The sequence below is a fragment of the Streptomyces sp. NPDC093085 genome, from assembly GCF_040683935.1.
Taxonomy (GTDB): Bacteria; Actinomycetota; Actinomycetes; order Streptomycetales; family Streptomycetaceae; genus Streptomyces.
The window spans coordinates 399754-411823 of sequence record NZ_JBFBFB010000005.1; the positions used below are offsets into that span (position 1 = coordinate 399754).

Consider the following 12070-nt stretch of genomic DNA (forward strand, 5'->3'; position numbering starts at 1 on the left):
TGTGGACAGGAACAAAGCGGCCTTCGGACCGGCCCCCGAACCGGCCCCCGGACCGTTCCCCGGACCGTTCCCCGAACCGGCCCCCGGGCCGTTCCCCGGGCCGACGCCCGAATCGGAGGGCGCCCCCGAGGCCGTACCCGACGCCCCCGAGGCCGTACCCGAACCCGCGCCCCGCAACGAGCTGACCGTCGAGGACCTGCTCTCCTTCCCCGCCCTCCAGCTCCGTCTCCTCGCCGGGGCCGGCGGGCTGCGGCGCGCGGTGTCCTGGGCGCATGTGAGCGAGCTGGACGACCCCACGCCCTGGCTTCTCGGCGCGGAGATGATCATGACGACCGGGCTCGCCATCCCCCGTACCGCCGCCCGCCAGCGCGCCTATCTGGAACGCCTCGACGACGCCGGGGTCTGCGCCCTCGCGCTCTCCGCCCACCTCCACATGCCCCCGCTGACCAAGGCGTTCTTCGCGGCGGCCGAGGAGCGCGGCATGCCGGTGCTGGAGATCCCGCTCGCGGTGCCGTTCGTCGCGGTCGCGCAGGAGGTCGCCGCCGCTGTACAGGAGGACTCGCGGCAGCGGCTCGGCGCCCAGCTCCAGGTCTTCGGCGCGCTGCGCTGGCTGGCCTCCGAGAACCTGGACACCGCCACCCTCTTCCGGCGCCTGGAACGGCTCTCCGGGTACGACGTCTACGTCTGCACCCCGCAGGGGCGGCCGCTGCTGCCGGGGGTGCCCGCCCCGGACCCCGGCGCGATCCCGGACTCCGTGGACGCGCCGCCCACCATCCCCGGGGGGTTCGCGCTGCCGGTGCTCGCGCCGGGCGGGCCCGCCGGGTTCCTGGTGGCGTTCGCGCGGGAGGGCGCCCGGCCCGCCGGGCTCGCGGTGGTCCAGCACATCGCCACCGTGGCCGCGCTCCAGCTCGCCATCGTCCGTACCGAACAGGAGACGCTGCGGCGCGAGGGCGCGGAGACGCTGGCCGAGCTGTTGCAGGACGTACTGGACCCGGCCGCCGCGCGGCGCAGGCTCCAGCGCCACGCGATCGAGGGCGAGACGGCGCTGCTGGTGGTGCGGGGGGTCAGCGAGGAGGCGCTGCTGCGGAGCCTGGACGGGCAGCCGTATCTGCTGCTGGGGCGGGGCGAGGACCGGTATGTCCTCGGTTCACCGGAGCTGCGCGGCGCCGTGGCCGCCATGCCCGGCGTCGCGGCCGGCATGAGCCGCCCCTTCCCGCCCGGCGAGCCCCTGGGGGTCCCCCAGCGCGAGGCGCTCTGGGCGGCGTCCAACGCGGCCGAGTCGGGGCGCCCGCTCGTCCGGTACGGCGACGACGGCACCGGCCGCTGGCTCCCGGACGACCCGGCGGTGCTGGCGGCCCTGGTGGAACACGTCCTGGGCGAGGTGCTGCGGTACGACGCCGCCCACGGCACGCAGATGCTGCCCTCCGTCCGTACCTGGATGGAGCGGGACCGCCGCACCGACGACGCGGCGGCCGCTCTCCACATCCACCCCAACACCCTCGCCTACCGGCTCCGCCGGTTCACCGAGATCACCGGCCGCGACCCGGCCTCGACGGCCGCCTTCGCCGAGATCTGGCTCGCGATCCGGGCCGCCGCGCACCTGGGCCTCACGGAGGGGGCGGCGGAGCGGGCGAACGGGGCGTAGCCCCGGGAGGGGTCGTATCCCGGGGGGGGAGGGTGGACTGCGGCTGTACGTGACTGCGGCTGTACGTGACTACGGCTGTACGTGACTTACTGCTGTACGTGGCTGCTGCTGTACGTGGTGGGGTCAGCCGGTCAGGGAGACGTTCGCGCCGCCGACGGTGATCCGGAGGCCGTCCGGGAGCGGTTCGGCGCGCTGGACGCTGATGCCGCCGGGGAGGCGGGTGAGCGTCTGCTGGAAGTCGGTGACCTGCCGGAGCTGGTCCTCCGGTACGGCGGCGGCCTCGCTGGGGAGTTCGTCGGCGCGCACCCGGATGGTGTCGCCGGAGACCTCCACGGTGCTGAGCACGGTGTACGTCTCCTCCTTGCCGGTGTCCGGCCGTACGGCGGACACCTCCGCCTTGATCCGGCCGTTGCCGCCGTCGGAGAGCCCGGTGATCCGGGCACGTGCCGCGCCGTCGCCCTGTCCGCCGTCCGGGGCCGCCTTGAGGAGTTCGCTGTACGGGATGAGCGCGGTGCCGGTGGCGGAGCGGGCGGTGGCGGAGGTGAAGCTGTTCGTGAACTCGACGCTCTTGAGCTGGAGTTCGAGCTGGTCGATACGGCCGGTGCCGCCGCCGGGCACGGTGGCCTCGTAGCTGCCGATGGAGGCGTCGATCTCCTCGACCTCGCCGGTGGCGATCTGGGTGAGGAACGGGAAGCCCTTGATGGACACCTCGGGCGTGGTGGCGAGGCCGGCCGAGGACTGGAGCTTCTCCGCGGCCTGTCCCTCGGCGAGGTGGACGGCGAGCCGGTCGGCTCCGACGGCCAGGGCCCCGAGGACGAGGACCACGATTATCAATCTTCGCAGTGTGCGCATCCGGCCATCTCAGCACAGGCAGGAAGGGCGATCGTGACGGAATCTGTGATTCCGCCCGCATCGCCGCTCTTTGCCTGATCTTTACCGCCCCTCACCCCTCCCCCGCCCCTCCCCGAAGGGGCGGAATCTCGTTCCCCGTGCGGGCCGTTTGAAACACTTCAGATGTTTCGGCGGCGCCCCGCCTTGCCCCGGAAAGGACCCGATTCCCGCGATGTCCGGTCCGGAGGCATTGAACCCGCCTTCCGGTGGATGGGGCGGGGCGACAGGGCGGAATCACGTCATCCTCTTCGGCGGAGGTTGTAGCGGATCGCGTAACGATCGGAAGACGGTCTTCGGCGGCGCCGCTCCCGTCCAATCCGGCGCGGTTTTAAACCACTTGAAAACTTTTCAAGCTCTGTATGTACTCGTCCACGCACCTCCGGCATGCGCGAAAATCCCACGAGGAGAGTTTCATGCATCGGCTGAAAAAGAGCGTGACGGTCGCCGTCGCGGCGGCAGCGATCGGCATCGGAATGGCGACCCCGGCGTCGGCCAGCACGGACTCGGACAACTACTGGTTCGGGTGCAATTACGACTCGTCCAATACGTTCAAATTCCGTATCCACTACAACTCGGACCTCGCCGGTGATTACCGGAACATCGGCTATGCGGTATACGACTTCGATTCGGTGGCGACCGGAACGACATACGACGCGCTCCGCTATTGCGGCTTCAGGAGCAGCGGCAGCGGACAGAGAGTGAAGAACAACGCGGCTTCCGCGCGCAACACGCACTCCACGTACACCGGGGTCATCTACTACAACAGCGGCTACAAGGGCGCCGCGGATTATGTGTGGGGCACCGTGAACAGGCTGGAGGCGACGTACAACGACAACGCCTCCTTCCAGTGGGTGAACCTCTAAACGGCGCGAGGTGCCCGCAGGCCGTGCGTGTGGCCTGTGTGCGGCCCGTGTATGGCCTGTGGGCACCGCTCTTCTTCTTCAGCTCCTCCCCCTCACCTTCCTCTCGGTCCTGGTCCCGCCGAACACGGAAAGCGCCGCATGCCGTCTCCCTCTGGTTCTCGCACCTCCGCATCCGCCTCCGCCACCGCATCCGCATCCGCATCCGCATCCGCATCCGCCACCGTCGCTCTCACACTCGGCCTCGCCCTCGCGCTCGCCGGGTGCTCCGCCGCCGCCGTACCGTCGCCCGACGTTCCGCGGCTCGCCTCCTTCGACTCGGGGGAGCCGCGGAGCTGGGTCCTCCCGCTCCAGGCGTACCTGCCGACGGACCAGGAAATGGGCCAGCTTTCGCAGGCGAAGAAGATTCTGGTCGGCGACTGCATGAAAGGGTTCGGATTCTCCTGGACCCCGGCGCCCGAACTCCCCCGTATCGGCCCGAAGACACTCACCGACTGGCGGTACGGAATCCACGACATGGCCCTGGCGAAAGAACGGGGCTACAAGGTCGACGCGGCGGAACAGGAAGCCTACGACGCCGCGTTCGCCAAAAGCGTCGACGACGGTACGGGGGCGGCGGACGGGCCCGAGGTGCGGGCCCTTGAGGGCGGGAGCCGGGAAGTCGAAGGGAAGAAGGTTCCCGAAGGCGGCTGCGTGGGCGAGGCGAACCGGGGAATCGACGCGGACGCGGTACAGGCACGGGGCGCGCTCGGACTCGCCAATGCGGCGTTCATGAAATCCCAGCAGACGCCCGAGGTCGTGAAGGCGTTCGCCGAATGGTCGGCGTGCATGAAACGGAGCGGATACCACTACAAAGCACCGCTGGACGCGAGTGACGACTCCAAGTTCAGCGCCCCGGAGGTGACTGCGGAGGAAATAGCCACCGCCACGGCGGATATCACCTGCCGTGAGAGGACCCGGGTGGCGTGGATCTGGTTCCAGGCGGAGTACGCGCTACAGAAGCGCGCCCTGGAGGAGCACGCGGAGGACCTGTCGGCCGAGCGGGGAAGGATCGACGCCGCGGTACGGAAGGCCGCGCAGGTCGTCACGGGGACGGAGGCCGGTACGGCGGGCAGCGCCGACGGGGCCGACGGGGCCGATGGGGCGGGCCGGTGACGGGGCAGGTGGCGGGGCCCGCGCCGGAGTCCGCGCCGGAGTCCGCGCCGGGACCCGTGCCGGAGCCCGGGACGGAGCCCGTGGCCGACGAGCGGCAGCGGCACCGGCGGTGGCGGGAGCGGCCGGGGAGTCCGGGCGCCGGGAAGCGGGGCGGGCTGGGGCGTCGGCGGCGCGGGCTGGTTCTCCTGGTGGCGGGCTCGGTGGTGCTGACCGGCGCCGGGGTGACCGCCGCCGGGTTCATCAAGTCACCGGCCCAGGCCGCCGCCGACACCCGGCCGCCGCCCCCGAGCGTCCTCACCGCGACCGTGCAGAGGAAGGTGCTCTCCGAAACCGTCATCACCCGGGGCACGGTCTCCGCCGCGCAGCGCGTCGACGTCTCCGGGGAGGGCGTGGGCGGCAGGGAAGCGGGCCGCTCGGTGGTGACCAAGGTGGCCGTGGCGGAGGGGAGGCCGCTCCGGATGGGGCAGTTGCTGGTCGAGGTCTCGGGCCGGCCCGTCTTCGTCCTCAAGGGCGCCATCCCCTCGTACCGCGACCTCGGGACCGGTTCCACCGGCGAGGACGTCGCCCAACTGCAACGGGCCCTCGCCGACCTCGGTTACGCCTCGGGGAGCGACCGTTCCGGAACCTTCGGTACGGGAACGGAGCGCGCCGTCAGCCGCTTCTACGAGGCCCGGGGGCGCGCACCCGTGACGGGGCAGACAGGGCAGACAGGGGCGACGGAGGCGACGGGGCAGGGTGAACAGGCCGGCCGGGGGACGGCGACGGGTGCGAACGGCGGCGCGGCGGACCCGGTGCCTCATGTCACCGTCCCGATGGCCGAGTTCACCTACGTACGGGCCGAACCCGCCTACGCCGAGCGGGTCTCCGCCCGGGTCGGCGACGAGGCCACGGGCACCCTGGTCTCCCTCGCGGCCGGTGCCCTGGTCGTCGACGGCGCCGTGGGGCCCGAGGTCAAGGGCCTGGTGAAGCCGGGGCAGAGCGTGTCCATCGCCTCCGAGGCGAGCGGCGCCCACGCCACGGGCACCGTCGAGTCGGTGGCCGACAAACCGTCCGTACCGGCGAAGGACGCCGCGCGGCCGGGGCCGGACACGTACGCGGTGAAGATCAGGCCCCGGGGCCGCCTCTCCACCGACCTGACCGGGGCGGACGTCCGGCTCACCATCACCGCCGCGTCCTCCGGGCAGGCCGTCCTCGCCGTGCCCGTCACCGCGGTCTCCGCCGGGGCGGACGGGCGGACCACCGTCACGGTGTGGCGCGGGCAGCGGGAGCGGCGCGTCGTCGTCACCACCGGGATGACGGCGGACGGTTACGTCCAGGTCGCCCCGGAGGCCGGGAGCGCGCTGGCCGTCGGGGACCCCGTCATCGTCGGGGTGAACGAGCGGCCTGCGGCGGAGGGAGAACGGAGTACGGCGGAGGGAGAGCGGAGTACGGCGGGAGAGCGGAGTACGGCGGGAGAACGGAGCGCGGCGGGAGAACGGAGTTCGGTGACGGGGGACGGCCGGTCATGACACGCGCCGCTGAAGCCGTACGGGACGGTTCCGTCCGTTCCACGGTCATCGCCCTGGACGGCCTCGGCCTCACCTACCCCGGTCCGCCGCCCGTCACCGCGCTCCATCCATGCGATCTCCGCGTCGAACGAGGCGAGTTCGTCACCATCGTGGGCCCCTCGGGCTCCGGCAAGTCCAGCCTGCTCAATGTCCTCGGCCTCCTCGACACGCCCACCCGGGGCACGTACCTCCTCAACGGCACCGACACCTCCGCGGTGAGCGACGCCCGGCGCGCGGCGCTGCGGGGCGGGCAGATCGGGTTCGTGTTCCAGTCCTTCCATCTCCTCCCGCACCGCACCGCCCAGGAGAACGTCGAACTCGCCCTGGTCTACCGGCGGCTGCCCCGGCGGCTGCGGCGCGAGCACTCCGCCGAGGTGCTCGCGCGGGTCGGTCTCGCCCGGCGCGCCGGCGCGCTGCCCACCCAGCTCTCCGGGGGCGAGCGCCAGCGCGTGGCCATCGCGCGCGCCCTGGTGGGCCGGCCCGCGCTCCTGCTCTGCGACGAGCCGACGGGCAACCTCGACAGCGAGACCACCGCCTCGCTCCTCGACCTCCTCGACCGTCTGCACGGCGAGGGCATGACGCTGCTCGTGATCACCCACGACGAACAGGTCGCCCGCCGGGGGCAGCGCGTCCTCACCATCCGGGACGGGGTGCTCTCCGAGACCGGCCGTCACGGAACGGGCCGGCGCGGCGCCGTACCCGAAGAGGGCCGGCGCGGCGCCGTACCCGACGCCGTACCCGAAGAGGGCCACCGCACCGCCGTATCCGAAGCCGTACCTGGCGCCGTATCCGACGCCGTACCCGACGCTGTGGAGGCGCCGTGCTGAGGCTGCTCCGGCGCCGAAGAACCACCGGAACCGACCCCACCGACCCCACCGACCCCTCGCGTCTGGCCCTCCCCGATCTGCTCTCCGAAGCCGTGGCCGGTGTCGTCCAGCGCCCGGCCCGTTCGGCCCTCACCTCCCTCGGGACCGTCCTCGGCGTCGGTGCCTTCATCGCCGTCCTCGGGCTCACCGGTACGGCGGCGGCCCAGATCGACACCCGCTTCGACCGGCTCACCGCGACCGAGGTCACCGTCGAGGACACCGGGGGGCGCGACGCCGCGCGCGTCCCGCTCGCCTTCCCCGCGGACGCCGACGCCCGGATGGCCCGGGTCAACGGGGTCGAGGCCGCCGGGGTGTACTGGAAGGTACGGCTCGGGGCCGAGGAGTCCGTCCGCTCCTCCCCCGTCGGCCGCCCCGACGGGGCCGTCTCCCGTACCCCCGTCGTAGCCGCCTCGCCCGGGGTGCTCGCCGCCGCCCGGCCGCACTTCGTCCAGGGGCGGGCGTACGACGCCTTCCACGACGCCCAGGACCGGCGGGTGGCCGTGGTCGGGGCAGCGACGGCCGCGCGCCTGGGGATCACCACGCTCCGTACGCACCCCGCCGTCTTCGTCGGGGACACCGCCTTCACGGTGATCGGCGTCATCGACGACGTCGAGCGCAGACCGGAGCTGTTGCTCTCCGTCATCGTGCCGCGTACCCCGGCCGTACGGATCTGGGGGCCGCCCCAGGACGAACGGGCGCGGATGCTCGTCTCGACGGAGCTGGGCGCCGCCACCCAGGTGGCGGGCGAGGCCGCGCTCGCGCTCCGCCCCGACCACCCGGAGTACTTCCGCGCCGTACCGCCGCCGGACCCCAGGGCCCTGCGCGGCGCGGTCAGCGGCGACCTGGGCCGGCTCTTCCTCCTGCTGGCGGCCGTCTGCCTGGTCATCGGGGCGGTCGGCATCGCCAACACCACCCTGATCGCGGTCATGGAGCGCGTCGGCGAGATCGGGCTGCGGCGGGCGCTGGGGGCCCGCGCCCGCCATATCACCTGGCAGTTCCTGACCGAATCGGGGGCGCTCGGCCTGCTCGGCGGGGTGGCCGGGGCCTCGCTCGGGACGACGGTCGTCGTCGGTGTCTCCCTCCACCACGCGTGGACGCCCGTCCTCGACCCCCTCACCCTCGCCGCCGCGCCCGCCCTCGGGCTCGCCACGGGGCTGGCGGCGGGCGCGTACCCGTCGTGGCGCGCGAGCCGTATCCAGCCCGTGGAGGCGCTACGGCGCTGACGCCCCCCCTGTCCCTCCCCTCACGCACCACCGGCACCACTCGCACCACCGGCACCACTCGCACCACCGGCACTACTCGCACTACTGGCACTACTCGCGCCATTGGCACCACTCGCGCCACTCGCACCACTGACACCGCTCACTCACACGAGAGGAATCCGTCGTGGCAGACGAACAGGTACTCCGAGCACAGAAGTGGGTCAACGCGAACTACCGCAGCGTGGCCGGCTACGTGGCCTGCCCCGAGAACGGCCAGACCGGCTGGGGCACCATGAACTCCCTGATCATGGCGTTGCAGCACGAGCTCGGGATCAGCCCCGTCGTGGCGTCCTTCGGCCCCACCACGTACGCGAAGTTCGAGGCCCTGGGCGACATCGGCTTCAACTGGGACACCAACCGCAATCTCGTCGCTGTTCTCCAGTTCGGCCTCTGGTGCAAGGGCTACTGGGCCGTCGAGCCGGAGAGCGAGGGGTGGTTCACCGGGGTCACCCGGGACGCGGTCGAGAAGCTCCGCTCCAACATGGGCATCGGCGGCTCGGGCGTCATCAACGCGAAGATAGCCAAGGCCCTCCTCAACATGGACGCCTATGTGGTGGTCGCCGGCGGCACCGACAAGATCCGGTCCATCCAGCAGTGGCTCAACCAGAACTACTGGTCGAGGAGTGCGGCCAGCATCGGCCCGTGCGACGGCATCTACTCGCGCGACGTCCAGAAGTCGCTGATGATCGCCCTCCAGTACGAGCTGGGGATCGCCGAGCCCAACGGCAACTTCGGCCCCGGCACGCAGGCGGCGCTCCGTAACGCCACGCTCTCCCAGGGCTCCTCGGGCACGCTGGTCAGCCTCTTCACCGCGGCGTGCGTCTTCAACGAGCCGGTGCCGGTCGGCGGCGGCGTCCGTACCACCTTCAAGTCGACGTACGACGACAAGACCACCGAGTACGTCAAGCTCTTCCAGGAGTTCTCCTACCTCCCCGAGACCGGCAGGGGCGACTACACCACCTGGGCCCAGCTCCTGGTCTCCATGGGGGACCCGGACCGGCCGGTGACCGGCTCCGACACCCGTTTCGTCATCAACGACGCGCGCGCCAAGTGGCTCTACAACAACGGCTACCGCATCGTGGGCCGGTACCTGTACCACCCGGACCCGAGCTACGAGAAGCAGATCCTCCCCGGCGAGCTGCAGACCATCCTCGCCAACAACCTCCGCGTCTTCCCGATCTTCCAGATCCACGGCCGCGACGTGAACGAGTACAGCTACCCCAACGGCTACCAGCACGCGCTGAAGGCGCACGAGCAGGCGGAGGGCTTCGGCTTCAACCGGGGCACGACCATCTACTTCGCCGTGGACTACGACGCCACACAGGAGGAGATCGACGGGCACATCATCAAGTACTTCAACGGGGTGGCCGCGGGGCTGGCCAGCCAGGGCAAGAAGTACGTGCACGGCGTCTACGGTTCGCGGAACGTGTGCACGAACGTCACGAACAAGACCTACGCCCGGTATTCGTTCGTCTCCGGCATGTCCTGGGGTTTCTCGGGGAATCTCGGCTTCCCGCTGCCCGCCAACTGGTCGTTCAACCAGATCAAGGAGACCTCGGGCATTCCGATCGGCGGCACCACGATCGACCTCGACAACACGGTCTGGCGCCCGGATTCCGACCCGGGGACCTCTTCCCTCAACATCGACGCGTCCCCGGCCACCGATTTCATCAGCCGGATAGCGAGCCTGTACAACGCGGCCGTCGACTACAAGTCGACGCAGGGCTCGGACCGGAGCGCGTCGAAGCTCGTCATGGAATTCATGCGGCACAAGAGTTACGGCGGGGTGCAGTGGCAGGCCCTGATCGGGGATTACGACCACGGATTCGTGAGTTACGCGAAGGGAAAGGGCCTGTCGGTACTCGACGAATTCACCGACCCGGTGTCGGGATACCGGATCAGCGCGGAACATCTGCTGGCGACGGCGGACGGCCATTACGTCATCGACCAGCCGGGAAACCAGAAGAGCGTCAATGTCGGGGACATCACCGGCTGGGGCGGCGACCTCATGACGTTCTACACGGACTGGCGCAACTCCGAGGAGAAGTACGCGTCCGGAAAGGCGTTCTGCGACGCCAAACTCGCCAAGCCGGGCGTGCAGTCGTCCTTCGGCTTCGGTGACCTCATCGAGGACGCGGACGGCTATCTCATCGCGCGCGCCATACGGGGCGGCAAGGACATCGCCACCGCCGTACGCGAGCGGTACAGCAACAACGGCACGGCGCTCAGACGGTTCACCGATTACTTCCAGCAGCGCTGGGGCACGGCGGAGAACTGCAAGCAGGCGGCGTGGAACGACCTGACGGCGACCGACCCGATCTTCGATCTCGCGCGCTCGTACTTCATCACGCTCGAAGGCGCGCTGTACCCTAACATCCTCATCAACACGCCTGGCGGGTCGGACAAGTTGGACAGCTTCGTCCAGGGATTCACGGACGCCATTCTCGCCCGGGTCGGCACAGAGTAGGAAAGCGATTCATGGGGATTTCACTCATCGGGGCGATCCAATTCTGGATTCCGACGACGGTGGTGTGTGTGGGCGTGCTGGCGCTGGCAGTGCGCGGGCAGCGCAAGCGGGACGCACGGCAGGGCACGCGGGACACACGGCAGGGCACGCGGGACGCATCGCACGGCGCGCGGGAAATACCGGGTGTACGGGGCATACGGGGTCTCCTCCGGCCGTCGCCGCTGACCGCGCTGTCCTTTGTCGCGTTCCTGAACGCCGTGACGGTCTGGCTCCTGGGGTTCTCCCGGGGCGGTCTCGACCTCAGAGAGTCGTGCGAGCGCGACGGCCACGTATTCGACGACGTCTGGAACGGAACGCACTACCAGGAATCGCAGAACCTCTTTCCGCTGCACGCGAAGTGCGGCGCGGCCGTGGATCTCGTCCCCGCGTGGGTGAACCCCGCGATCGTCTTTCTCCTGCTCCTCTCCATCGGCTGCCTGTACGCGGCCGTCCACCTCACCGTGCGCGAAAACGCCCGGGGGAACACCAGAGGAAGGAAGAAAGCCCATGTCTGACACCGACGCCCGCACAGCCACCGAAGCCGGTGACGTCACCACCGCCACCGCCACCGAAGCCGGTGGCGCCACCCGCCCATCCCCTCCGTCCCGGCCGACCCGCCGCCGCGTCCTGACGGTCTCCACCGCCATCGCCGCGACCAGCGTCCTGTGGGCGCCCACCCCCGCCTCCGCCGCCCCGGCCGCCGCACCCGCCGCCGGGGCCGAGGGCGGGAGAAGAGCGACCACCTGGCCGGGCCGCGTCAGCGCCAACGGCTGGCCCGTCCTGGCGAGCGCCCCCGCCCACCGGGTCCAGGGCGCCGGCGCGCTCACCGTCCGCCTCGCCGAGGGCGACGCCGCCACCGTCCTCCTGCACGTCCTGCGCCGCTACTGCTACGAGATCGACATGCTCGCCCAGCACGACGTGGCCGGGCACACCACCGACCGGGCGGTACGCGCCGACCTGGAGAGCAACCGGCTCTCCGGCACCGCCCTCACCATCAGGGAAGTCGCCTACCCGCTGGGCGCCCCGGCCGGCAACGGCATGGGCGCGGAGCAGATCACCGTCATCGAGGACATCCTCGCGGAGTGCCAGGGCGTGGTCGCCTGGGGCGGCGAGACGAGCCCGCTCAAGCAGTCGCACTTCCAGATCGACGTCCCGCCGGGCGACGCGCGCCTCAGGAAGCTGGTCGCCCGGATCAACGGCTGGAGCGAACACCCCGGCCAGGGCGCCGGAGCCACCGACGCGTTCGAGCCGGGGCGGATATCCAGGGCGCGCAAGGCCCGCAACGCACGATAGAAGGACGCACGACAGAAGGTCGCTCAACAGAAGGACGTTCGACAG

General features: G+C 71.0%; 9 protein-coding genes and 1 pseudogene. 9 read left to right on the plus strand and 1 reads right to left on the minus strand.

The annotated features are described in order from the left end of the window. Window position 1: 1 nt before the first annotated feature. Complete coding sequence (locus AB0O07_RS18315) at window positions 2-1645, plus strand: PucR family transcriptional regulator (RefSeq protein ID WP_365634027.1); 1644 nt, start codon at window positions 2-4, stop codon at window positions 1643-1645. Window positions 1646-1768: 123 nt separating this feature from the next. Here the strand turns inward: AB0O07_RS18315 and AB0O07_RS18320 are convergent, their stop codons facing one another. After that, window positions 1769-2470 (minus strand): DUF2993 domain-containing protein, encoded by a 702-nt coding sequence (locus AB0O07_RS18320; protein WP_365634297.1) that lies wholly within the window; start codon window positions 2468-2470, stop codon window positions 1769-1771. Window positions 2471-2949: 479 nt separating this feature from the next. Here AB0O07_RS18320 and AB0O07_RS18325 point away from each other — a divergent pair, with 479 nt between their 5' ends. The 8 genes and pseudogenes from AB0O07_RS18325 to AB0O07_RS18360 all read left to right on the plus strand — a co-directional run bounded on the left by AB0O07_RS18325 (window position 2950) and on the right by AB0O07_RS18360 (window position 12025). Next, on the plus strand, window positions 2950-3399 hold the full coding sequence (locus AB0O07_RS18325) for a hypothetical protein (RefSeq protein WP_365634030.1): 450 nt from the start codon (window positions 2950-2952) through the stop codon (window positions 3397-3399). A 138-nt stretch (window positions 3400-3537) separates the two neighbouring features. Then, a complete protein-coding gene (locus AB0O07_RS18330) occupies window positions 3538-4551 on the plus strand; it encodes a hypothetical protein (RefSeq protein ID WP_365634033.1) in 1014 nt (337 codons plus the stop codon). After that, window positions 4548-6059 (plus strand): peptidoglycan-binding domain-containing protein, encoded by a 1512-nt coding sequence (locus AB0O07_RS18335; RefSeq protein WP_365634036.1) that lies wholly within the window; start codon window positions 4548-4550, stop codon window positions 6057-6059. The genes AB0O07_RS18330 and AB0O07_RS18335 overlap by 4 nt, the downstream gene beginning before the upstream one ends. Then, a pseudogene (locus AB0O07_RS18340) lies at window positions 6056-6763 on the plus strand (ABC transporter ATP-binding protein); the annotation flags it as partial. The gene AB0O07_RS18335 and the pseudogene AB0O07_RS18340, both read left to right, overlap by 4 nt. 224 nt (window positions 6764-6987) lie before the next feature. Next, window positions 6988-8187 (plus strand): ABC transporter permease, encoded by a 1200-nt coding sequence (locus AB0O07_RS18345; RefSeq protein WP_365634299.1) that lies wholly within the window; start codon window positions 6988-6990, stop codon window positions 8185-8187. Window positions 8188-8350: 163 nt separating this feature from the next. After that, window positions 8351-10693 (plus strand): glycoside hydrolase domain-containing protein, encoded by a 2343-nt coding sequence (locus AB0O07_RS18350; RefSeq protein WP_365634039.1) that lies wholly within the window; start codon window positions 8351-8353, stop codon window positions 10691-10693. A 68-nt stretch (window positions 10694-10761) separates the two neighbouring features. After that, on the plus strand, window positions 10762-11247 hold the full coding sequence (locus tag AB0O07_RS18355; protein WP_365634042.1) for a hypothetical protein: 486 nt from the start codon (window positions 10762-10764) through the stop codon (window positions 11245-11247). Next, window positions 11240-12025, plus strand: coding sequence for a hypothetical protein (locus AB0O07_RS18360; protein WP_365634044.1), 786 nt, complete (start codon window positions 11240-11242; stop codon window positions 12023-12025). The genes AB0O07_RS18355 and AB0O07_RS18360 overlap by 8 nt, the downstream gene beginning before the upstream one ends. The last annotated feature ends 45 nt before the right edge of the window (window positions 12026-12070 follow it).